The sequence below is a fragment of the Streptomyces sp. NPDC055243 genome (assembly GCF_044544025.1).
Classification (GTDB): Bacteria; Actinomycetota; Actinomycetes; order Streptomycetales; family Streptomycetaceae; genus Streptomyces.
In genome coordinates this window covers 26,410-46,222 of sequence record NZ_JBITWR010000011.1, presented here as the reverse complement: position 1 = coordinate 46,222, position 19,813 = coordinate 26,410, and the positions used below count along the sequence as shown (strand labels likewise).

At 69.0% G+C, this 19,813-nt stretch carries 23 protein-coding genes; 13 read left to right on the top strand and 10 right to left on the bottom strand.

Annotated elements, in window-relative coordinates:
• The first annotated feature begins 106 nt into the window (after window positions 1-106).
• Window positions 107-295, top strand: coding sequence for a hypothetical protein (locus ACIGXX_RS29070; protein WP_399980030.1), 189 nt, complete (start codon window positions 107-109; stop codon window positions 293-295).
• A 207-nt stretch (window positions 296-502) separates the two neighbouring features.
• On the opposite strand, the gene ACIGXX_RS29065 is transcribed toward ACIGXX_RS29070, so the two are convergent.
• Window positions 503-1,039, bottom strand: coding sequence for a winged helix-turn-helix transcriptional regulator (locus ACIGXX_RS29065; RefSeq protein ID WP_399980027.1), 537 nt, complete (start codon window positions 1,037-1,039; stop codon window positions 503-505).
• A gap of 330 nt (window positions 1,040-1,369) precedes the next feature.
• Here ACIGXX_RS29065 and ACIGXX_RS29060 point away from each other — a divergent pair, with 330 nt between their 5' ends.
• From ACIGXX_RS29060 to ACIGXX_RS29045, 4 genes are all read left to right on the top strand, one after another.
• Window positions 1,370-1,804: a hypothetical protein gene (locus ACIGXX_RS29060; protein WP_399980024.1), complete on the top strand. Its 435-nt coding sequence runs from the start codon at window positions 1,370-1,372 to the stop codon at window positions 1,802-1,804.
• Window positions 1,805-2,062: 258 nt separating this feature from the next.
• Window positions 2,063-2,335, top strand: a complete 273-nt coding sequence (locus ACIGXX_RS29055) for a multiubiquitin domain-containing protein (RefSeq protein WP_399980021.1) — start codon at window positions 2,063-2,065, stop codon at window positions 2,333-2,335.
• Window positions 2,313-3,497, top strand: a complete 1,185-nt coding sequence (locus ACIGXX_RS29050) for a ThiF family adenylyltransferase (protein WP_399980018.1) — start codon at window positions 2,313-2,315, stop codon at window positions 3,495-3,497. Before ACIGXX_RS29055 ends, ACIGXX_RS29050 begins: the two co-directional genes overlap by 23 nt.
• A complete protein-coding gene (locus tag ACIGXX_RS29045) occupies window positions 3,494-3,901 on the top strand; it encodes a DUF6527 family protein (protein WP_399980015.1) in 408 nt (135 codons plus the stop codon). Before ACIGXX_RS29050 ends, ACIGXX_RS29045 begins: the two co-directional genes overlap by 4 nt.
• 232 nt (window positions 3,902-4,133) lie before the next feature.
• Here the strand turns inward: ACIGXX_RS29045 and ACIGXX_RS29040 are convergent, their stop codons facing one another.
• The 3 genes from ACIGXX_RS29040 to ACIGXX_RS29030 all read right to left on the bottom strand — a co-directional run bounded on the left by ACIGXX_RS29040 (window position 4,134) and on the right by ACIGXX_RS29030 (window position 6,660).
• On the bottom strand, window positions 4,134-4,715 hold the full coding sequence (locus tag ACIGXX_RS29040; protein ID WP_351173435.1) for an FMN reductase: 582 nt from the start codon (window positions 4,713-4,715) through the stop codon (window positions 4,134-4,136).
• A complete protein-coding gene (locus ACIGXX_RS29035) occupies window positions 4,712-5,812 on the bottom strand; it encodes an LLM class flavin-dependent oxidoreductase (protein WP_351173464.1) in 1,101 nt (366 codons plus the stop codon). The genes ACIGXX_RS29040 and ACIGXX_RS29035 overlap by 4 nt, the downstream gene beginning before the upstream one ends.
• Window positions 5,813-6,075: 263 nt before the next feature.
• A complete protein-coding gene (locus ACIGXX_RS29030) occupies window positions 6,076-6,660 on the bottom strand; it encodes a TIGR03086 family metal-binding protein (protein ID WP_383820455.1) in 585 nt (194 codons plus the stop codon).
• 91 nt (window positions 6,661-6,751) lie between these two features.
• On the opposite strand from ACIGXX_RS29030, the gene ACIGXX_RS29025 reads away from it, so the two are divergent.
• Window positions 6,752-7,576, top strand: a complete 825-nt coding sequence (locus ACIGXX_RS29025) for a helix-turn-helix domain-containing protein (RefSeq protein ID WP_351173429.1) — start codon at window positions 6,752-6,754, stop codon at window positions 7,574-7,576.
• 10 nt (window positions 7,577-7,586) lie between these two features.
• Here ACIGXX_RS29025 and ACIGXX_RS29020 read toward each other — a convergent pair whose 3' ends face one another.
• Complete coding sequence (locus ACIGXX_RS29020) at window positions 7,587-8,093, bottom strand: GNAT family N-acetyltransferase (RefSeq protein ID WP_399980010.1); 507 nt, start codon at window positions 8,091-8,093, stop codon at window positions 7,587-7,589.
• Window positions 8,094-8,919: 826 nt separating this feature from the next.
• On the opposite strand from ACIGXX_RS29020, the gene ACIGXX_RS29015 reads away from it, so the two are divergent.
• Complete coding sequence (locus ACIGXX_RS29015) at window positions 8,920-10,272, top strand: MFS transporter (RefSeq protein ID WP_361470891.1); 1,353 nt, start codon at window positions 8,920-8,922, stop codon at window positions 10,270-10,272.
• 8 nt (window positions 10,273-10,280) lie between these two features.
• Here the strand turns inward: ACIGXX_RS29015 and ACIGXX_RS29010 are convergent, their stop codons facing one another.
• Both ACIGXX_RS29010 and ACIGXX_RS29005 read right to left on the bottom strand, forming a co-directional pair.
• Entirely contained in the window at window positions 10,281-10,532 is a 252-nt protein-coding gene (locus ACIGXX_RS29010; protein WP_399980006.1) for a hypothetical protein, read from the bottom strand.
• A 133-nt stretch (window positions 10,533-10,665) separates the two neighbouring features.
• Window positions 10,666-11,085, bottom strand: a complete 420-nt coding sequence (locus ACIGXX_RS29005) for a MarR family transcriptional regulator (protein WP_351173461.1) — start codon at window positions 11,083-11,085, stop codon at window positions 10,666-10,668.
• Window positions 11,086-11,277: 192 nt separating this feature from the next.
• On the opposite strand from ACIGXX_RS29005, the gene ACIGXX_RS29000 reads away from it, so the two are divergent.
• The 3 genes from ACIGXX_RS29000 to ACIGXX_RS28990 all read left to right on the top strand — a co-directional run bounded on the left by ACIGXX_RS29000 (window position 11,278) and on the right by ACIGXX_RS28990 (window position 12,618).
• Window positions 11,278-11,613, top strand: a complete 336-nt coding sequence (locus ACIGXX_RS29000) for a YnfA family protein (RefSeq protein ID WP_135335738.1) — start codon at window positions 11,278-11,280, stop codon at window positions 11,611-11,613.
• A gap of 70 nt (window positions 11,614-11,683) precedes the next feature.
• Window positions 11,684-12,466, top strand: coding sequence for an SDR family NAD(P)-dependent oxidoreductase (locus tag ACIGXX_RS28995; protein ID WP_399980003.1), 783 nt, complete (start codon window positions 11,684-11,686; stop codon window positions 12,464-12,466).
• Complete coding sequence (locus tag ACIGXX_RS28990) at window positions 12,463-12,618, top strand: hypothetical protein (protein WP_351173414.1); 156 nt, start codon at window positions 12,463-12,465, stop codon at window positions 12,616-12,618. Before ACIGXX_RS28995 ends, ACIGXX_RS28990 begins: the two co-directional genes overlap by 4 nt.
• 13 nt (window positions 12,619-12,631) lie before the next feature.
• On the opposite strand, the gene ACIGXX_RS28985 is transcribed toward ACIGXX_RS28990, so the two are convergent.
• A complete protein-coding gene (locus tag ACIGXX_RS28985) occupies window positions 12,632-13,825 on the bottom strand; it encodes an RtcB family protein (protein WP_366462537.1) in 1,194 nt (397 codons plus the stop codon).
• A 182-nt stretch (window positions 13,826-14,007) separates the two neighbouring features.
• On the opposite strand from ACIGXX_RS28985, the gene ACIGXX_RS28980 reads away from it, so the two are divergent.
• The 3 genes from ACIGXX_RS28980 to ACIGXX_RS28970 all read left to right on the top strand — a co-directional run bounded on the left by ACIGXX_RS28980 (window position 14,008) and on the right by ACIGXX_RS28970 (window position 17,463).
• A complete protein-coding gene (locus tag ACIGXX_RS28980; RefSeq protein ID WP_351173408.1) occupies window positions 14,008-14,898 on the top strand; it encodes a DUF3558 domain-containing protein in 891 nt (296 codons plus the stop codon).
• 116 nt (window positions 14,899-15,014) lie between these two features.
• Window positions 15,015-15,869: a DUF3558 domain-containing protein gene (locus tag ACIGXX_RS28975; protein ID WP_361470885.1), complete on the top strand. Its 855-nt coding sequence runs from the start codon at window positions 15,015-15,017 to the stop codon at window positions 15,867-15,869.
• Between the two features lie 172 nt (window positions 15,870-16,041).
• Window positions 16,042-17,463, top strand: coding sequence for a DUF2637 domain-containing protein (locus ACIGXX_RS28970; RefSeq protein WP_351173402.1), 1,422 nt, complete (start codon window positions 16,042-16,044; stop codon window positions 17,461-17,463).
• Between the two features lie 7 nt (window positions 17,464-17,470).
• On the opposite strand, the gene ACIGXX_RS28965 is transcribed toward ACIGXX_RS28970, so the two are convergent.
• Window positions 17,471-17,680, bottom strand: a complete 210-nt coding sequence (locus tag ACIGXX_RS28965; protein WP_366462538.1) for a hypothetical protein — start codon at window positions 17,678-17,680, stop codon at window positions 17,471-17,473.
• A 284-nt stretch (window positions 17,681-17,964) separates the two neighbouring features.
• The gene (gene lysS / locus ACIGXX_RS28960) at window positions 17,965-19,710 is read right to left on the bottom strand and encodes a lysine--tRNA ligase (RefSeq protein ID WP_399979997.1); all 1,746 of its coding nucleotides are present in this window, start codon (window positions 19,708-19,710) and stop codon (window positions 17,965-17,967) included.
• Between the last annotated feature and the right edge of the window lie 103 nt (window positions 19,711-19,813).

Here is a 19,813-nt window from a genome sequence, read left to right as displayed (position 1 = left end):
TCATGGTCCGCGTCGGAGTCGTCGATCAGCCGCAGAGCCGGAGTCGCTGTACGGGACCAAGGGGCTGGACCCGGCGACCGGCTTCATCAGCAGCACCGAGCCGTTCGTGGGGCTGCGGAACTACGCCGACATCTTCGGCTCCGCCGGAGAGCAGTTCTGGAACACCACCTTGTTCACCGTCGGCCTGGAGGCGGTGATCGGCGTGGCCATGGCCCGATCATGCAGAGGGCTACAGCCGCACCGCGAACCACTCACCCGCACCCGCAATGAGCTCCGCTCTCCCGCCTCCGCCTGAACTGCATCGATCTCAGAACCTGACGAGGAGGCTGTCGAATCCGGCACTCAGAAGCCACTCGTAGCATCTCGGGCCACAGCTGGCGGCCGGTCCCACACGAACGCGTCCATGTACGGCTTGGAGATCAACAGCGCTGAAGCCCGGACGAACTCGGCGGGCCGGCAGCGTACTGAGCCTTCACGAGTGGGGCGAAGGCCCGGCTGCCCCTCAGAAGGCAGGCACGCAGTAGATGAATTCCTTGCCGCCTCGGTCAGGGCCCGCGGAACGTTCACGCCGGAGTGCTCCCGCTTCCAGGAGACGCTTGAGCCGATTATTCGCGTTGGGCAAGGAGATGTGCAGTTCCTCGGCAAGCTCCGCCGCACGGAAGGCACTGAGTTTGCGTGCGCGCTGATAGGTGTCCGTCAGGACTTCTGCATCCCCGAGGAGGGTGTGACTCTCGGCATCCACGGCAAACTGTTTGCGCCTTTGCAGACACACGTTGACTGCGTCCCGGGTCTCCTCGTTCAATCCTGCGAGCTGCACGGCTTCCACGGCATGACCTTCAGCCGAGAGAAGCGTGTAGAACTTGCCGAGGAACTCGTCCGCGAAGCTGTTGGTCATCGCAACGACGCCGACGAAGTCGATCGTCAGCATGGGCAGGACATCAGACTGCCGCAGGTGCTCTTCCAGGTCGGCTCGCGCTGCCGCCCCTCGGGCGCGCGTGAAGAGGAACTCGCCGTAGGGCTGTACGGGGAAGGTGCTCATTCCTTGCCTCGTCGTTTTCATTGAACGCATTGAAGCATAGTGAGGTTACGGCGCAAATGAGACTCTCAGCCATGCCCATGTGCCGTCCACGGGCATGCCCGTGGTGAAGCCGCGCACGGCAGGTGCCCCCGCGAGATGTCTGGCGGCTCGCACAAACCCGTGCCCACTTCGCAGGACAAGCCGGGTTGGCCCGGTGCCGCCGGCCTGACTGAGCAGGTCGGGCAGCCCGTTGCCACGACCTCCCCCGGTACCGCTGATGCCACGGCGGAGGGCCCTACGGAGTGCAGTTTCACTGTCCGCCAAGTCGGCGTGGTCGGGGTTTCGGCTCAGATGAGCGAGGACCCCAATGCCGTTGTCGCAGATGGCTACTTCCAGGCGACGTGTTCCAGTGGTCTTTCCGGTGTACGTCTGGGCAGCTATATAGGCACCCCCAGGGCCGCAGCCATGACTGACGGCATTGTCGATCAGCTCACCGACACTGCGGGCGACCTGAGCACCCGGAGACGCACCAAGGTTGGCAACAGCGAGAAGACCTATGCGCTCACCTACGTCGTCGGCGGTCTCCGGGGTCAGGAGAGTGGTCTCAAGGAGAGTCCCGCGATGGTCACGCCGGTCGTCGAACGGAACGGCCCCGACGACAGTGGCGCCCTCTGGAAGCTGGGCGAGGAGGTCCATCCGCTGCAAGTAGGAGGCGACACGAGGATCCGAGGGGAGACGCAGCACACTCTCGCCGGACATGACAGAAGCGGCTTGGGCGAGTGCTGATACGGCGGCGAGGTCGAGTGGGCTGATGAACTGCAGCCGCGTGGCGTCGACGGTGAGGGGCTCGCCGGGGTGGAGATGGAGAGCCAGGTCGGCGCGGAGCAACGGGTGGCGTCCGACGAGTTCGAGTAGCACGACAGACCAGGATGCCAGGGGCACCGCCCAAGAACGGGTGTCACCCGTTCAGGCGTGTCGCGTGCGACTGCGGTGACCCGTGATACGGTTTCACTGGCTTCAATGAAACCGATGAGAGGAGCCGAGGTGCCTGACGTCTCCGCAGCCCCCAACACCTACCAGCGCGACTACAAGATCGTCGTGAACGCACGCGAGAAGACCGTCCACCAGGACACCCTGACCTTCGAGGAGGTGGTCCGGCTGGCCCTCGATCCCGTCCCATCGGGCCCGAACGTCCTCATCACGGTCAGCTTCCGGCACGCTCACCAGAAGCCCGCCGACGGCACCCTGAGTACCGGCGAGAGCGTCCAGATCAAGAACGGGACGGTGTTCACCGTTGTCGCCACTGACAAGTCGTAGCGCCGACCTGAAGCGCCTCCAGGACGAGGGCTTCGAGGTCGAAGTGAAGGACGGTCACCTACTCATCCACCATGTCCCGTACGTGGCAGCAGACCGTACGGTGCAGTTCGGAGTCCTGGTGTCGGAGCTGACGTTGGCCGGCGACGTCACCACGACTCCGGGCACCCACACAGTCCACTTCAGCGGCGGCACGCCCTGCGATGCCACCGGCAAGCCGCTGAGCAAGCTCATCAACGCGACTACCAGCGACGTGCTGGCGGGCGTGCAGACAGCGTGCATGTTCTCCAGTAAGCCGGTCGGGACGGGCGTGTACGTCGACTACTACGAGAAGATCACCGCGTACGTGGCAATCGTTTCCTCCCCGGCCCACACACTGGATCCCGACGCAACGGCGCAGACGTACAGGGTGGTGCCCTCCGAGCCGCAGGACTCCGTTTTCCGCTACGCCGACACTGCGTCCAGCCGGGCCGGCATCGGGGCCGTCAGTCAGCGTCTGGCCGCGATCGAGAACGTGGCGATCGTCGGCCTGGGCGGAACCGGCGCGTACATCCTTGATCTGATCGCCAAGACCCCGGTCGCACGGATCCATCTGTTTGACGGCGACCGCTTCCTTCAGCACAACGCCTTCCGCGCACCCGGTGCGCCCTCCGAAGAGGAACTGCAGGGGGCGCCGCTGAAGGTCGACTACTACGCGGACCTCTACGGAAAGATGCGGACCGGCATCGTCCCGCATCCGATGTTCGTGGAGGAGACGACCATCGAGGAACTGCGCGGGATGGACTTCGTGTTCCTCGCGCTCGACAAGGGAGCGATCAAACGTCCGATGGTCGGCCGACTCGAGGAGTACAGCATCCCCTTCATCGATGTAGGCATGGGCGTCCTCGTGTGCGACACCTCCCTGACGGGCCTGCTACGGGTGACCACCAGCGTTCCCGGCCAGCGCAACCACGTCCATGAACGGCAGCGAATCCCCTTCGCCGACTCGGACGAGGACAACGCATACGCCAGCAACATCCAGATCGCCGAGCTGAACGCGATGAACGCCTCTCTCGCCGTAGTGAGGTTCAAGAAGGTCTACGGTTTCTACGTCGACCTCGAGCACGAACACCACAGCGTCTACCAACTGGACGGGAACGTTCTCACCAACGAGGACACGGGGTGACGGACGCTCGGATCGCACATGTGTTCGTCGACTGCTTTCCCGAGCAGTTGGACCAGGGCGTGGTGTACATCTCCATCCGCTACGCCCTGGTCACCCACCTGTGCTGCTGCGGCTGCGGGTACGAGGTCGTCACTCCCCTCGCGCCCCGGGAGTGGAAGCTGACCTTCGACGGGATCTCGATCTCCCTGCACCCCTCGATCGGGAACTGGAGCTTCCCGTGCAAGTCCCACTACTGGATCCGCAACAACACAGTCGCATGGGCTAGGCAGTGGACCGAGAAAGAAATCTCCGCCAGCCGCAGACCTGTGTACCCAACAGCTGAGGCCATGCCCCGAACGAGGCCGAGGGCTACGACCTTCCTGGCCCCTTTCAAGTGGCTGACCGCACTGCGGAAGCGCAAGTGAGGGCACATCCAGGGCACATGAGCCTGGGAAACGGCGTTGACCCGTGAGAACTACCGAGAGGAGTTTTCCCAGGCCAACGCACACTCCCTTACGAACCCCCAGATCAGCGTCCTCCCGCCCCCAATCGCTGCACGAATGGCAGGATTTCAGCCACCGGCTGCATGACGCGGGGCATCAGGCGTACTGCCTGGTGTGGCCCTGACGCCCCCGCGCCGTCGCGCGTAGGCCGCGTCTACTCCGGCCGCAGCGCGGCGAGTTGCCGCTCGAAGGGGATCAGCTCCTCCTCCTGGACCGCCGCGGGCCGCATGATGTCGGCCAGTTCGGCCGCGGCCCTCTCGATGCGCTCCTCCAGGCCGTCCGCACCCCAGTCCTCGGACGCCGCGTACACGGCGGTCGGCACGACCACCGCCCGCAGGTAGGCGAACAGCGGGCGCAGCGCGTGCTCCAGGACCAGCGAATGGCGCGGGGTGCCGCCGGTCGCCGCGATCAGGACCGGCGTACCGGCGATCGCGTCCTTGTCCAGAACCGTGAGCACGTCGAAGAACGACTTGAACAGGCCGCTGTACGAGGCCGAGAAGACCGGCGTGACGACGATCAGGCCGTCGGCGGCCTTCACCGCGTCCGCCGCCGCGCTCAGCTCCGGCCCCGGGAACCCGGTGACGAAGTTGTGCGCGATCTCCACGGCCAGGTCGCGGAGTTCGACGACCTCGGTCTCCACGTCGGCGCGGCGTCCGGTGGCCGCCGCCAGGCGGTCGGCGAGCAGCCGGGTGGAGGAGGGGACGCTGAGCCCCGCGGAGACGACGACGAGCTTCATGCGGTGACCTCGCTTTCGATGCCGCTCTGGGTGGCCGCCACGCGGGCGGCGTGGGTCGGGGCGTCCGGAACGGTCGCCGGGCGGTTCTTGGCGAACTCCTCCCGCAGGACCGGAACGACCTCCTCGCCGAGGATGTCCAGCTGCTCGAGGACGGTCTTCAGAGGAAGGCCCGCGTGGTCCATCAGGAACAGCTGGCGCTGATAGTCGCCGACGGCGTCCCGGAAGGACAGCGTCCGGTCGATCACCTGCTGCGGAGAACCGACGGTCAGCGGCGTCTGGGACGTGAACTCCTCAAGAGAGGGTCCGTGTCCGTAGACGGGCGCGTTGTCGAAGTACGGCCTGAACTCCTTCACCGCGTCCTGCGAGTTCTTCCGCATGAACACCTGACCGCCGAGCCCGACGATCGCCTGCTCCTCGGTGCCGTGCCCGTAGTGCGCGAACCGGCGGCGGTAGAGGTCGACCATCTTCTTGGTGTGCTCCTGCGGCCAGAAGATGTTGTTGTGGAAGAACCCGTCTCCGTAGTACGCGGCCTGCTCGGCGATCTCCGGGGAGCGGATGGAGCCGTGCCAGACGAAGGGCGCGGTGCCGTCCAGCGGGCGGGGCGTCGAGGTGAAGGACTGAAGGGGCGTACGGAACTTGCCCTCCCACGTCACGACGTCCTCGCGCCACAGGCGGTGCAGGAGCGCGTAGTTCTCGACGGCGAGGTTGATGCCCTGGCGGATGTCCTTGCCGAACCACGGGTAGACCGGGCCGGTGTTGCCGCGGCCCATCATCACGTCGACCCGGCCCTCGGCGAGGTGCTGGAGCATCGCGAAGTCCTCGGCGATCTTCACCGGGTCGTTCGTGGTGATCAGGGTGGTGGAGGTGGAGAGGATCAGGTGCTCGGTGCGGGCGGCGATGTAGCCGAGCATCGTGGTGGGCGAGGAGGGGACGAACGGCGGGTTGTGGTGCTCGCCGGTCGCGAAGACGTCGAGCCCGACCTCCTCGGCCTTCAGCGCGATGGCCACCATGGCCTTGATGCGCTCGTGCTCGGTGGGGGTGCGGCCCGTGGTGGGGTCCGGCGTCACGTCGCCGACGCTGAAGATCCCGAACTGCATACCGGATCCGGACTGCATGGCTGACTCACTCTCCGCAGGTTGTTGACGCTTCAACTATACCTACGGAACGGTGGCGGGCCAGGGGGTATTCCCCCCGGGGCGCCCGGCGGTCCCGGGGGGTCCGGCCGGGCTGGCGGGATCTGGGCAGGCCCGCGGAGGTCCGGCCGGGCTGGCGGGATCTGGGCAGGCCGACGGGGTCCGGGCAGGCCGACGGCTCCGGTCGGGCCGGCGGGGCCAGGAGGGGGCACGGCATCCAGGAGGGGTTACGGCGTCCAGGAGGGGGCACGGCCCGTCTCGGCCAGGAGCCGCTCCAGCTCGGAGGCCCCCTCCCCCACCGCGACCGGCTCCCCGAAGACGCCCATCTTCCGGGCCGTCGGACCAAGCCCCGCGACCGCTTCCCGCAGCGCGGTGACCACACCGCTGCTCTCGGGGGCGGCCTCGAAGTCCTGCCCCGTGGCACGGGCCAGGTCCCAGGCGTGCACCGTCAGGTCGAGCAGGGCCATGCAGCCGACGGTCCTCGCGGGCATGTCCATCGCACCCGTGGTGCCCTCGTCCGCGCCGGGCGCGGCCCAGGCCGCGACCAGCTTCCCCGCTTCGTCCGCGAACCGGTCGCGCCAGTCGGGACTCTCGGCGACGAGATCGGGCGTCTCACCGAACTCGGCGTCCTTCTTGGCGGCCAGCGCCTGGAACTGGACGATCACCTGGAAGAGGTGATTGACCAGGGCCTTCACGTCGTACTCGGCGCAGGGAGTAGCAGCGGCAAGGCGGTCGTCCGGGATGGCGCGGACCACGGGGACGGCGTGGGCGGTGGCCGCCTTCAACAGGTCGGCGATGCTGTTCTCGGTCATGCCGTGACGGTAGGGCGACGAGGGCTCCGGCGGCTTGAAGAAACACGACACGGCGGCAGACCGCGGCAGACCTCCGGCATACGATCCAGCCATGGCCGACGCCTCCGAGACCGCCCCGCGCAGCGACACCAAGGGCATCGTCGACGCTGCCGGACTCTTCACCCACGCACGGTTCCGCCGGCACCTCCCGGCGCCCGCGCTGCGCCCCTACGTGGAGCAGTACTGGCTGATCGACTGGGACCTGACCCAGCCGTACGCCTCGCACGTCGTCCCGCACCCGTCCGTGAACGTCGTCTTCCAGACCCTCCCGGGCCAGGAGCCGTTCGCCGAAGTGGCGGGGATCGGTCTCGACCTCTTCACGCAGAAGCTGGAGGGGCGTGGCCGGGTGTGCGGGGCGAAGTTCCGCCCGGGCGGCTTCCGCCCGTTCGCCCCTTCGGCGCCGGTGTCCAGATGGACGGGGCGGCGGCTCCTCCCCCTGGAGGAGGTCTTCGGGGCGGTCCCCGAGGGCGCACTGGAGGCGGTGCTCTCCCCTCCCGAGGAGCAGGCCCGCGTGGCAGCACTGGACACGTTCCTCCTGGCCATCGGCCCCACCCCCGACCCCCAGGCGGACCTGGCCATGGACCTGGCCGAACGCATCCGCACGGACCGCGGGGTCCGCCGCGTCAGCGAGTTCGCCCGGGCCCAGGACATGTCCGTACGGACGCTGCAACGACTGTTCAACGCGTACGTGGGGGTCGGCCCGAAGTGGCTGATCCTGCGCCACCGGATCCACGAGGCGCTGGAGCGCGCGGAGACGGAACGAAACCTGGACTGGGCAGAGCTGGCGGCCACGCTGGGCTACGCGGACCAGGCCCACCTGATCAGAGACTTCACAACAACGGTGGGCGTACCCCCCACGGCCTACTCACCCCACTGACGCCAGTCGTTCAGACACTCAGGTCGACGCTCCAGTCGTTGCACCGCATCCAGCGCCCCTTCGGATACTCGAAGTCGTGCTCGCCCCCCAGGGTGAACCCGGCCTTCCTGCACACCCCGTTGGAAGCCGCGTGGTCCGCCGAGGGGAAGGCGTGCAGCTGCCGGTGCCGCCCGGCGGCCCGTGCCTCCTCGACGACCAGCCGCGCGGCCGCCGCCGCGACGCCCCGCCCCTGGAACCCGGGCAGCACGCCCCACCCCGTCTCCCAGGCGGGCTCCCCCTGCCAGTTCGTCTCCCAGTACCCGATGACCCCGACGGCAGCACCGTCGAGCACTATCCGGAACATCTGCCCCCGCTCCTCCAGCGCCAGATAGCGGCGATGCCGGGACACCAACTGCTCATCCGTCTCGGGCCCACCCAAGTGCGCGGTCATCTCCGCGGAGTTGCAGGCGACCAGCAACTCGAAGTCGCCCTCCGCCCAACGAACCAGATCCGGCCCCGCCAGCGTCGATCTCTCCATGCCGACCACCGTACGACGAGGGTCTGACAACGCCCGGAGACAAGACGCCCCACGCCCCGCAGCCGGCAACGAGACGCAAGGGGACGGGCCGGTATGTCCGCCCGGAGCACGGCTCCCAACACTCCAGAGCCGAAGCAACCCCACGGCCACCGGACGACAGCGAGGACGGACATACCGGCGCGGCACCGCACCCACGCCCGGACCGGCCCCGCACCGCGCCCCACGGCCCGCAGTCGGCAACGAGACGCAAGGTGACGTGCCGGTATGTCCGCCCGGAGCACGGCTCCCAACACTCCGGAGCCGAATCAGCCCCACGGCCACCGGGGACGATAGCGAGGACGGACATACCGGCACGGCACCGTCCCCACCACCGAACGGGCCCCGCACCGACGGCCGGACGCACCACCGGCCGGTCGCCCCACCGACCGGCCGCCCCGCCGACCAAATGCCCCGCCGATCGACCGCACGCACCGCTGACCAGCGACGAAGCGCCACCCCCACAAACCGCCTTGACAGCACAGACCCCCCTCCCGCACATTTACCTGCGTGACGCAGATTCTGCACAGCGCCGCACATTCTCCGCTGTGACTGCGCGACCCCTCTGACCGCGTGACCTCGACACCACACCTCGCACCCGACCTCGCCCCCGACCTCCCACCCGAAGGAACTCCCCGTGCCCACGAAATCCCCAACCCCCACCCCCACTCCCACCCACGCCGATCCCGCCCCGGACCACGCCCTCACCCCCACGAAAGACAGCGCCCCACTCCCGCCCCCGCCCCCACCCGCACCCCTCCCCCCACGAAAACGCTGGGCCGTCCTAGGCGTGATCCTCGCCGCCGACGTGCTCGACCTCGTCGACGCCACCATCACCAACATCGCCGCCCCCACCATCACCAAGGACCTCGGCGGCGGCCCCGGACTCATCCAGTGGCTCGGCGCCTCCTACGCGCTCGCCCTCGGTGTACTCCTCGTCATCGGCGGCCGGCTCGGCGACAAGTACGGCAGGCGGCGCCTCTTCCTGCTCGGTCTCGGCGGCTTCACGCTCGCCTCGGTCGCCTGCGGGCTCGCCTTCAGCCCCGAGTCGATCACCATCGCCCGCCTCGCCCAGGGCGCCTTCGGCGCGCTCGTCATCCCGCAGGGCTTCGGCATCCTCGCCGCGGTCTGGCCCCGCGAGGAGATCGGCAAGGCGTTCAGCCTCTTCGCGCCCGCCATGGGGCTCTCCGCCGTCGGCGGCCCCATCCTCGCCGGGTTCCTGATCGACGCCGACCTCGGCGGCCTCGGCTGGCGGTCCATGTTCCTGATCAACCTCGTGCTCGGCGGCGCGGCCCTCGCCGCCGCCGCCCGCCTCCTGCCCAAGGACTCCGGCGACAGCACCACCTCGATCGACGGCACCGGCTCCGCCTTCCTCGGCGCCACCATGCTCGGGCTGCTCTCCGGCCTCATCGACGGCTCCACGAACGGCTGGACCGCCACGCCCCTCCTGCTGATCGCCGCGGGCCTGGCCTTCTTCGCGCTCTTCTGCCACCGCCAACGCACCGCGCGCAACCCGCTGATCCAGCCCTCGCTGCTGCACAACCGCGGCTTCACATCGGGGCTCGTCCTCTGCGTCGGCTTCTCCGCCGCCGTGTCCGGACTGCTCTACGTCATCTCGCTCTACCTGCAAGAAGGGCTCGGCCGCTCACCGTCCGGCACCGCGCTCGGCCTCGTCCCGCTCTCCGTGGGCATCGTCGTCGCGTCCATCGCCTGCCACGGCCTCATCGGCAGGCTCGGCCGCACGCTCGTCCTCATCGGCCTGCTGATCATCCTGACCGGCACCGGATACCTGCTCGCCCTCGTAGCGAACTCCGGTACGGAAACGAGCAGTTGGCTCCTCGCCCCGCCCCTGCTCGTCATCGGCCTCGGCATGGGCACCTGCTTCGGCACCGTCTACGACATCACCATCGGCGACATCGCGCCCCAGGAGGCGGGCAGCGCGAGCGGCTCGCTCAGCGCGGTGCAGCAGTTGGCCAACGCGATCGGCGCGGCCACCGTCGTCACCGTCTTCTTCAAGAACGCCGACGGCGGCCCCGACCACGCCATGACGGTCACCCTCGCGGTCGTCGCGGGCGTCACACTGCTCTGCTGCGGCCTCGTACGACTCCTCCCGCGCAAGCCGCAGGAGGAGCAGCACCACTAGATCGGTCCTTATGAATCGCCGGAACGACGGCTGCGGAAGCGCTCCAGGACGAAAGCGCCGAGGAGCACGAGACCGATGGCGACGACCTTGCTCCCCTGATATCCGGTCACCACGCCACCCGGGGCGCCGGAGCCCAGAATCCCCCACAGCGCCCAAGCGATCCCGGCGACGACGAGGAGGGCGGCCCCGATGGGGCCGATGCCCCACCACCACGGCGCCTGGGGATGCTCGTCGGACCGGTCGCGTTCATCGTGCGCCAAGGCTCTTCTCCAGGTCATGGGTGCGGGGACGGGGCGGGACCTGAGAGACGCGTGGTGCACCCCACCCGGTTGCCTACGCCACGCCCGCACCACGCCCGCACCACGCCCGCACCACGGCTCCGCCCCAGCGGGGTCAGCCGTCCAGCTCCCCGCCCCGCAACCGCGCCACCTGCGCCGCACTGAACTCCACGGTGCGGCGCATGTGGCCGATGAGCAGGTCCAGTTCGTCGTCGTCGTACCGCTCGAAGAGCGCGAACCAGCCGCCCCCGAGCTTGTCCCACATCCGCCCGAACTCCGCCACCGCGTCCGGCACCGTCGAGACCAGGACCCGCCGCCGGTCGGCCGCGTCCCGTTCCCGTACGACGTAACCCGCCTTCTCCAGGCGGTCCACGAGCCGCGTCGCCGAGCCCGTCGTCAGACCGGTCAGCTCGGCGATGCGGCCGGTCGTGACGGGCCCTTCCTCCAGGCTGAGCAGGTTCAGGCACTGAAGGTCGGTGGGGTGCAGCTTCAGGTGGTCGGCGACGGCCTGATTGAAGAGGGCGTACGAGGCCATGTAGCGCCGCGACTCGACGGACAGCTCGTCCACCAGAGCAGCACGCCGCGCACCGGCACCGGTCGTCTTCGTGGCCACGCGGGACCCCCTCCTCCAGCTCCGAACAACATCTGCGTCAGACAGAAAGCGTACGGCGCAGATACCCGACGCCACAGGGGACCGGGACGAACTGCCTCATGCCACGATCTCCCCATGCTCATCGCCCGCTCCGCCGCCCTCTTCGTCCTCGCCGCGCTCTTCGAGATCGGCGGCGCCTGGCTCGTCTGGCAGGGCGTACGCGAGCACAAGGGCTGGGCATGGATCGGCGCGGGCGTCATCGCCCTCGGCGTCTACGGCTTCGTGGCCACGCTCCAGCCCGACGCCGAGTTCGGCCGCATCCTCGCCGCGTACGGCGGGGTCTTCGTCGCGGGCTCGATCGCCTGGGGCATGGTCGCCGACGGCTACCGGCCCGACCGCTGGGACGTGACCGGCGCGCTGATCTGCCTGGCCGGCATGGCGGTGATCATGTACGCGCCACGGGGCCGCTGAGAGCCACCGGCGGCCCGCCTATCCTTGGCCGAGGAACAGGACAGAACGTACGTACGCCCAAGGAGCAGCCATGACCGCCGCCGCGAACGCCGCGCCCGCCGCCACCCGCATCGCGATCGTCACCGGCGCGAGCAGCGGCATCGGCGCCGCCACCGCGCGCGGCCTGGCGGCAGCCGGCTACCGCGTCGTCCTCACCGCCCGCCGCAAGGACCGCATCGAGGCCCTCGCCGCCGAGCTCACGGCCGCGGGCCACGACGCGCTGGCGTACGCCCTCGACATCACCGACCGCACGGCCGTGGACGAGTTCGCCACCGCCTTCCGCAAGGTCGCGGTCCTGGTCAACAACGCGGGCGGCGCGCTCGGCGCCGACACCATCGCCACCGGCGACCCGGCCGACTGGCGCCAGATGTACGAGACGAACGTCATCGGCACCCTGAACGTCACCCAGGCCCTGCTCCCCGCACTCACCGCGAGCGGCGACGGCACGGTCGTGGTCCTCTCCTCCACGGCCGGGCACGGCACGTACGAGGGCGGCGGCGGCTACGTGGCCGCGAAGCACGCCGAGCACGTCCTGGCCGAGACCCTGCGCCTGGAGATCGTCGGCACCCCGGTCCGCGTGATCGAGGTCGCCCCCGGCATGGTCAAGACGGAGGAGTTCGCCACGACCCGCTTCGGCGGCGACGAGGAGAAGGCGGCGAAGGTCTACGCGGGCGTACCGGCCCCCCTCACGGCGGCCGACGTGGCGGACACGATCACCTGGGCGGTCACGCGCCCGCCCCACGTCAACATCGACCTCCTGGTGGTCCGCCCCCGCGCCCAGGCCTCCAACACGAAGATCCACCGCGAACTGTGACGCCCCCCTCCGAGGACAAGAGCGCCGAGCGGCGACACCTCGCCCAGGAGACCAAGAACGAACGCCTGGTGTGGTGGTACCTGGCGTACTTCCTCTTCGGCATCCACATCATCGCGTTCGTCATGATCTTCGCCATCAAGAACGCGAAGTAGGGAGAAGCAGGGATCAGCCCTTCACGCAGATGACCTGCTTGAGCTTGGCCACGACCTCGACGAGGTCGCGCTGCTGGTCGATGACCTGCTCGATCGGCTTGTACGCGCCCGGGATCTCGTCCACGACACCCGAGTCCTTGCGGCACTCGACGCCCCGCGTCTGCTCTTCCAGGTCCTGCGTCGAGAAGCGCTTCTTCGCGGCGTTGCGGCTCATCCTGCGGCCCGCGCCGTGCGAGGCCGAGTTGAAGGACGCCTCGTTCCCGAGACCCTTCACGATGTACGAACCGGTGCCCATCGAGCCGGGGATGATCCCGAAATCGCCGCTTCCGGCACGGATGGCGCCCTTCCGCGTGACCAGCAGATCCATCCCGTCGTACCGCTCTTCGCTGACGTAGTTGTGGTGACAGGAGATCACCGGCTCGAAGGTCACCTTCGCCTTCTTGAACTCCTTGCGGACCACGTCCTGGAAGAGCCCCATCATGATCGAGCGGTTGTACTTCGCGTACTCCTGCGCCCAGAAGAGGTCGTTCCGGTACGCCGCCATCTGCGGGGTCTCCGCGATGAAGACCGCCAGGTCACGGTCGACCAGACCCTGGTTGTGCGGCAACTTCTGGGCCACACCTATGTGGTGGTCGGCGAGCTCCTTGCCGATGTTCCGGGAGCCGGAGTGCAGCATCAGCCAGACCGAACCTGCCTCGTCGAGACAGAATTCAATGAAGTGGTTGCCGCTTCCGAGCGTTCCCATCTGCTTCGTGGCCCTCTCCTGGCGGAATTTGACCGCATCGGCGATCCCGTCGAAGCGCGACCAGAAGTCGTCCCACGCGGACGTGCCAAACCCATGCAGCCGCCCCGGATCCACGGCATCGTCATGCATGCCCCGCCCCACCGGAATCGCCTGCTCGATCTTCGACCGCAGCCGCGACAGATCCCCCGGCAGATCGTTCGCCGTCAGCGACGTCTTCACCGCCGACATGCCGCAGCCGATGTCCACCCCCACCGCCGCCGGGCACACCGCGCCCTGCATGGCGATCACCGAGCCGACTGTCGCGCCCTTGCCGTAATGGACGTCCGGCATGACGGCCAGGCCCTTGATCCAGGGCAGCGTCGCCACGTTCTGGAGCTGCTGGAGTGCGACGTCCTCGACCGAGGCCGGGTCCGTCCACATCCGGATCGGTACCTTTGCCCCGGGAACCTCCACGTAAGACATAACGTCCTCATTCCCCCGTAGTTGAACACACGTGTTGAAAGTCTCGTAGCGCAAATACCGGAGCCAAGGTCAACGAAAGGGATGACGGACCGGCGTCCACGGCATTGCGTGCGATACACATTGTGTCCACCGGTCGCCCATCAGCGGCAACCCAATATCCCTGGCGAGAAGGAGCCCACACGGTGCAGCGGAAGGCCTACGTACCAGGCGTCGCAGCTCTCATCGCGGCGCTGCTCGCCGGCTGCACGGGCGGGGGCGCGCTCGGCGGCGAACCGGACGACTCGAAGCCCGGCGACACCGGCGGCACCACCGCGGCCGCCGAGCCCGGCAAGTACCGCACGCTCCCCGAGCCTTGCGGCCAGGTCGACCGCAGCACGCTCGACTCGATGCTGCCCGGCATCAAGGAGATGCCGGACGAGGAGCAGCAGGAGAGGGCGTACGAGGGTGCGCCCACCGTCACGTACGACACCGATCGGCGTGTGGGCTGCCGCTGGAAGGTGGAGTCGTCGGACGCCACCCACCATCTGCTCGTCGACTTCGAGCGCGTCGTGTCGTACGACGCGGAGGTCAGCGACGACACCCGCGCCACGGAGGTCTACTCGTCGAAGGCGCAGAAGGCCGATCTGCCCGAGCCCTCCGGCACCCCGACCACCGACGAGGAATCGGATGACGCGGGGGCGGATGCCGAGCCGTCCACCGGTGCGGGGACAGCCAAGACGGACAAGACGGGCAAGGCGGACAAGGGTGAGTCCGGCAAGGGGGGTGACGGCAAGGGTGACGCGGACGGCAGCGCCTCCAGCGGAGCCCCGGAAGACGCCGTCACACCCCTCGGACTCGAGCCCCGCATCCTGGACGATCTGGGCGACGAGGCCTTCATCGACGACGCGCTCACGACGTCCGCGTCCGCGACCCGGCACCGCACGGTGACTGTGGTGTTCCGCACGTCGAACGTCGTCGTGACCGTCGAGTACGACGAGCAGCCGGGGCGTCGCACCGACATCCCCGACAGCAAGGAAATGCAGGACAAGGCGCAGGAACTGGCCGGGAGCCTGGCCGACAGGTTCTCCGATTAGGGACGGTTCGGACGGGGCACCGGCTCCCCGGAAGCGGAGTCGTCCGCGTCGGGCACGGCGTACCGTGGCCCATCGAACCGACGACAGCCGTCTTGAGTGACTTGAGTGAAGGAACCATGCACCGACCAGCACAGCGACTCACCCGCATACTCACCTGCGCAGCCGCCGTACCGGTGATCTTCATTGCCTCCGGCTGCTCCTCCGACTCCGGATCGGGTTCGGACGGGGCCAAGAAGGACTCGGGCTCGAAGGCGTCCGCCTCGGCCCCGGGCAAGGACAAGGCCGCGACCGTGGAGAAGGCGGCGTTCGGCAAGCTGCCCGAGCCCTGCGACGTCCTGTCGAAGAAGACGCTCGACGACCTCGTCCCGGAGGCGAAGGACAAGTCGGGCAAGGCGGGCACGTCCGACGACACGTCGGCGCGCGGCACCTGCTCCTGGGACAGCCTGGACAACAACGGCGTCGACGGCTCGCAGTTCCGCTGGCTCCGCGTCTCGCTGATGCGCTTCGACTCGGACGCGTCGCTCGGCAGTGGCGCCAAGCGCGCGCAGAACAACTTCGCCAAGCAGGTCGCGGACGCGCAGGCGACGGACGGCGCGAAGAGCGTCAAGACGGAGCCGGTGCCGGGCATGGGCGACCAGACGACGGTCGTGGCGTACGACCTGAAGAAGGACAAGGAAAACTTCAAGCAGCAGACGGTCGTGACGCGCGTGGAGAACGCCGTCGTCACGATCGACTACAACGGCGCGGGCCTGGCGGGCGACAAGGCGCCGAGCGCGAAGGACCTGTCCAAGGCCGCCGAGAAGGCCGCGAAGGAAGCCTCCGCGGCGGTCGTCTCCGCGAACAAGGCCGACGGCGGCAGCACCGGCGGCAGCGGCTCGAAGGAGTCGGACAGCCCCAAGCCCGACTCCAAGTCCAGCAGCAAGTCGGACCCGAAGTCGGACTCCAAGTCCAGCGGCAAGCCCAAGAGCTGACGCCGGACGCGGAATCCGCGGCACGCGCCACGCGGGCAACTCGCGGCGCGGTCAAGGCAGTTGTGGAGCCCGGCCCCTCGGTGGCCGGGCTCCTGCCGTACCGGCACGCGGTCTTCCGCATGCGTGTGCCAGGCTGTCGCTCGCAACAAACCGAACAGGGAGGGGTTCGCGGGTGGCCGCGATGCAGCTGACACGCACGCACCGAATACTCATCGGCGTGGTCGTCGCCGGTGCGGTCGTCATCGCCGGCATCGGTTTCGCGGGGTCGTACGCGGCCGTGCGCGAACTCGCCGAGCAGAAGGGCTTCGGCAGCTTCTCGGTGGTCTTCCCGATCGGCATCGACGCGGGCATCTGCGTCCTGCTGGCGCTCGACCTGCTCCTGACGTGGATCCGCATTCCCTTCCCGCTGCTGCGCCAGACGGCGTGGCTCCTGACGGCGGCGACGATCGCCTTCAACGGCGCGGCGGCCTGGCCCGACCCGCTGGGCGTGGGCATGCACGCCGTCATCCCGATCCTGTTCGTCGTCTCCGTCGAGGCGGCGCGGCACGCGGTGGGCCGGATCGCGGACATCACGGCCGACAAGCACATGGAAGGCGTACGCCTCACGCGCTGGCTCCTGTCGCCCGTGCCCACGTTCAAGCTGTGGCGCCGGATGAAGCTGTGGGAGCTGCGCTCCTACGAGCAGGTCATCAAGCTGGAGCAGGACCGCCTCATCTACCAGGCCCGCCTCCAGGCCCGCTTCGGCCGCTCCTGGCGCCGCAAGGCCCCCGTGGAGTCCCTGATGCCGCTGCGCCTGGCGCGCTTCGGCGTCCCGCTCGCGGAGACGGCCCCCGCGGGTCTCGCGGCGGCGGGCATCGAGCCCGCGCTGCTTCCGCCTGCGCCGGTTCCTGCGGAGCCGCAGCAGCCGCAGCAGCCGGAGCTGGTGGCGCCGACGGCGCCGCAGCTGGAGGCGGAGCCGGTGCAGCAGGGGCATCTGGGGCAGGAAGTCCAGCCCCAGCAGCAACAGCAGCCGCCGGAGCCCGAGCCCGAGGTGGCGCAGGTGAGCCCGTGGTTCGCGGCTCAGCAGCCTTCGTACGTCCCTGAAGAGCCGCACGACCAGTGGTACGCCGACCAGCAGGCGTACGCGGAACAGCAGGCCTACGTCGAGCAGCAGCAGTACCTGGAGCAGCAGCAGGCGTACTTCGACGAGCAGGACCGTGCCGGTCAGGCGGAGGTCGACCCGGCGTTCCAGGTCCCCTCGGGCGCACCCGGCCGCACCCGCCCGCTCAGCGGCCAGCGTCTGATCCCGGGGCCGCGCGAGGAGGCGGAAGAGGCTGCTGGGCAGGAGGCGGCCGAGGAGCTGCCGGTTCCGGATGACGTTCCCGGGCTGCCGGACGACGTCTCGCGCGACGAGGCGTACTTCGTGGCGTTCCGGAAGTACGTGAGCGAGCGCGGGGACTACCCCAACGCCCGCCAGTTCGGCCTGTACCTGATGGACCTGTACGGCGTGACCGGCCAGGCGGGCGGCCCTCCGGCGGAGAGCACGCTGCGCCCGTACCTGCGGGACTTCCGGAGCCGCTACCAGGAGGAGCTGGACTCCGAGTACAGCACGTAGCCGAGGTTCAACCCACGCTGCGGGCACGCTTCTTGCCGGTCTCGCCCCAGACGGCGAGGGCGGCGCCGACGACGGCCAGGGCGAGGTATCCGGGGGTGGGGATGTCCCACCACTTGTGGAGGAGGCCCCACGGGTTGTCCCCGAAGGTGCGTCCGGCTGCGCCGAGCGCGCCCTGGATCCCGACGACCCATCCGACGATGGCGATGATTTCCTTCATACGTCCACGATCGCTCGCCCCGGGGCGTTGTTCGTCCTGCCCCGGAGTGATCTCCCGGTAGTCCCAAAGATGCAAGCCGGCTACCGCTTCCCCTCCACACCCCCGCCGGATCCCCCGCAGCCTCGCCTGCCCCCGAACAGGCAACCGAGCGGCCGTTCAAGCGGTGGGGCACGAAGCGGGGACCCATCCGAAGGCGCCCCGGCGGCTCACGGCAGGTCCGTGGGATGCGGAGGGGGCGCCGGCCAGAAACTGGACGGCGCCCCCGATCACGTACAAGCCAAGCGCTAAGCGCCCAGCAGCTTGCGGACCCGCTCCGCGCCCACGGCGAGCAACAGCGTGGGCAGCCGCGGACCCGTCTCCCGGGTCACCAGGAGGCGGTACAGGAGGGCGAAGAACGAACGCTGCGCGACCTTGATCTCCGGGGGGAGCTCCTTGGCCGTGGCGTCCGCCGAGAAGCCCGCCTGCACCTTCGGCACGCCGTACACGAGGTGCGTGAGCCCGTCGAGGGACCAGTGCGAGTCGAGGCCCTCCAGGAGCAGCCGCAGCGACTCGCGGCCCTCGTCGTCCAGGGAGGACAGGAGCTCCGCGTCCGGCTCGGCCCGCACGATCGTGCGCGCGTCGGCCGGGACCTGGGTGGTGATCCAGTTCACGGCCCGGTCGAGGCGCGGCCGCGCCTCGTCGAGGGACGAGATCGGGTCCGAGGGGTCCAGGTCCCGCAGGATGCGCAGCGTCTGGTCCTCCGCCCCCGCCGTCACGTCCGCCACGGACGCCAGCGTCCGGTACGGCAGCGGACGCGGCGTCTTGGGCAGCTCACCGGCGGCCGTACGCACCGCACGCGAGTGCGCGGCGGCGTCGGCGGGCAGCACGGAGCCGTCCGCGACCTTCGCGTCCAGCTTGTCCCACTCGTCGTAGAGCCGCTGGATCTCCTGGTCGAAGGCGATCTTGAAGGACTGGTTGGGCTTGCGGCGGGCGTAGAGCCAGCGCAGCAGCGGCGCCTCCATGATCTTCAGGGCGTCCGCCGGGGTCGGCACACCCCCCTTGGAGGAGGACATCTTCGCCATCCCGGAGATGCCCACGAACGCGTACATCGGACCGATCGGCTGCACGCCGTCGAAGATCTCGCGCACGATCTGCCCGCCGACCACGAACGACGACCCGGGAGAGGAGTGGTCCACGCCGCTCGGCTCGAAGATGACGCCCTCGTACGCCCAGCGCATGGGCCAGTCGACCTTCCAGACCAGCTTGCCGCGGTTGAACTCGTTCAGGTGGACGGTCTCGGTGTGCCCGCAGTCCGCGCACACGTACGACAGCTCGGTGCTCGCGTCGTCGTACGACGTGACCGTGGTCAGGTCCTTCTCGCACGCGCCGCAGTACGGCTTGTACGGGAAGTACCCGCTGCCGCCGCCGCTGCCGTCGTCCTCGCTCGCGGCGCCGGACCCCTCCGCGGCCTCCAGCTCGGCCTCGTCGACCGGCTTCTGCGACTGCTTCTTGCCCGAGGCCTTCTTGGTGCGGTACTGGTCCAGGATCGCGTCGATGTCACCTCGGTGCCTCATCGCGTGCAGGACCTGCTCGCGGTAGACGCCCGAGGTGTACTGCTCGGTCTGGCTGATCCCGTCGTACTCCACGCCCAGCTCGTCGAGCGCCTCGGTCATGGCCGCCTTGAAGTGCTCGGCCCAGTTCGCGTACGCGGAACCGGCCGGGGCGGGCACGGAGGTGAGGGGCTTGCCGATGTGCTGGGCCCAGGTCTCGTCGACGCCGGGGACGCCGGCCGGGACCTTGCGGTACCGGTCGTAGTCGTCCCAGGAGATCAGGTGCCTGACCTGGTGCCCGCGCCGCCGGATCTCGTCCGCGACCAGGTGCGGGGTCATGACCTCGCGGAGGTTGCCCAGGTGGATCGGGCCCGAGGGGGAGAGCCCGGAGGCGACGACGACCGGTTTGCCCGGGGCACGACGCTCCGACTCGGCGATGACCTCGTCCGCATAGCGGGAGACCCAGTCGGTGGTATCGGTGCTCTGAGCCACGATCGGCACGCCTTTCTTCTTCTGATCTTCTTCTACGTGGGTACCGCTTGTCGCGGCCATTCTCCCAGCTCCACCCGCAACCGCGAAAACCGCTTTTCTCTGCATGGGATAC

Bases quoted from the DNA above. Each gene is read 5' to 3' on its own strand.
- ACIGXX_RS29065 (WP_399980027.1), bottom strand. From the start codon at position 1,039: ATGAGCACCTTCCCCGTACAGCCCTACGGCGAGTTCCTCTTCACGCGC.
- ACIGXX_RS29060 (WP_399980024.1), top strand. From the start codon at position 1,370: ATGAGCGAGGACCCCAATGCCGTTGTCGCAGATGGCTACTTCCAGGCG.
- ACIGXX_RS29040 (WP_351173435.1), bottom strand. From the start codon at position 4,715: ATGAAGCTCGTCGTCGTCTCCGCGGGGCTCAGCGTCCCCTCCTCCACC.
- ACIGXX_RS29035 (WP_351173464.1), bottom strand. From the start codon at position 5,812: ATGCAGTTCGGGATCTTCAGCGTCGGCGACGTGACGCCGGACCCCACC.
- ACIGXX_RS29030 (WP_383820455.1), bottom strand. From the start codon at position 6,660: ATGACCGAGAACAGCATCGCCGACCTGTTGAAGGCGGCCACCGCCCAC.
- ACIGXX_RS29025 (WP_351173429.1), top strand. From the start codon at position 6,752: ATGGCCGACGCCTCCGAGACCGCCCCGCGCAGCGACACCAAGGGCATC.
- ACIGXX_RS29020 (WP_399980010.1), bottom strand. From the start codon at position 8,093: ATGGAGAGATCGACGCTGGCGGGGCCGGATCTGGTTCGTTGGGCGGAG.
- ACIGXX_RS29005 (WP_351173461.1), bottom strand. From the start codon at position 11,085: ATGGCCTCGTACGCCCTCTTCAATCAGGCCGTCGCCGACCACCTGAAG.
- ACIGXX_RS29000 (WP_135335738.1), top strand. From the start codon at position 11,278: ATGCTCATCGCCCGCTCCGCCGCCCTCTTCGTCCTCGCCGCGCTCTTC.
- ACIGXX_RS28995 (WP_399980003.1), top strand. From the start codon at position 11,684: ATGACCGCCGCCGCGAACGCCGCGCCCGCCGCCACCCGCATCGCGATC.
- ACIGXX_RS28985 (WP_366462537.1), bottom strand. From the start codon at position 13,825: ATGTCTTACGTGGAGGTTCCCGGGGCAAAGGTACCGATCCGGATGTGG.
- ACIGXX_RS28975 (WP_361470885.1), top strand. From the start codon at position 15,015: ATGCACCGACCAGCACAGCGACTCACCCGCATACTCACCTGCGCAGCC.
- ACIGXX_RS28965 (WP_366462538.1), bottom strand. From the start codon at position 17,680: ATGAAGGAAATCATCGCCATCGTCGGATGGGTCGTCGGGATCCAGGGC.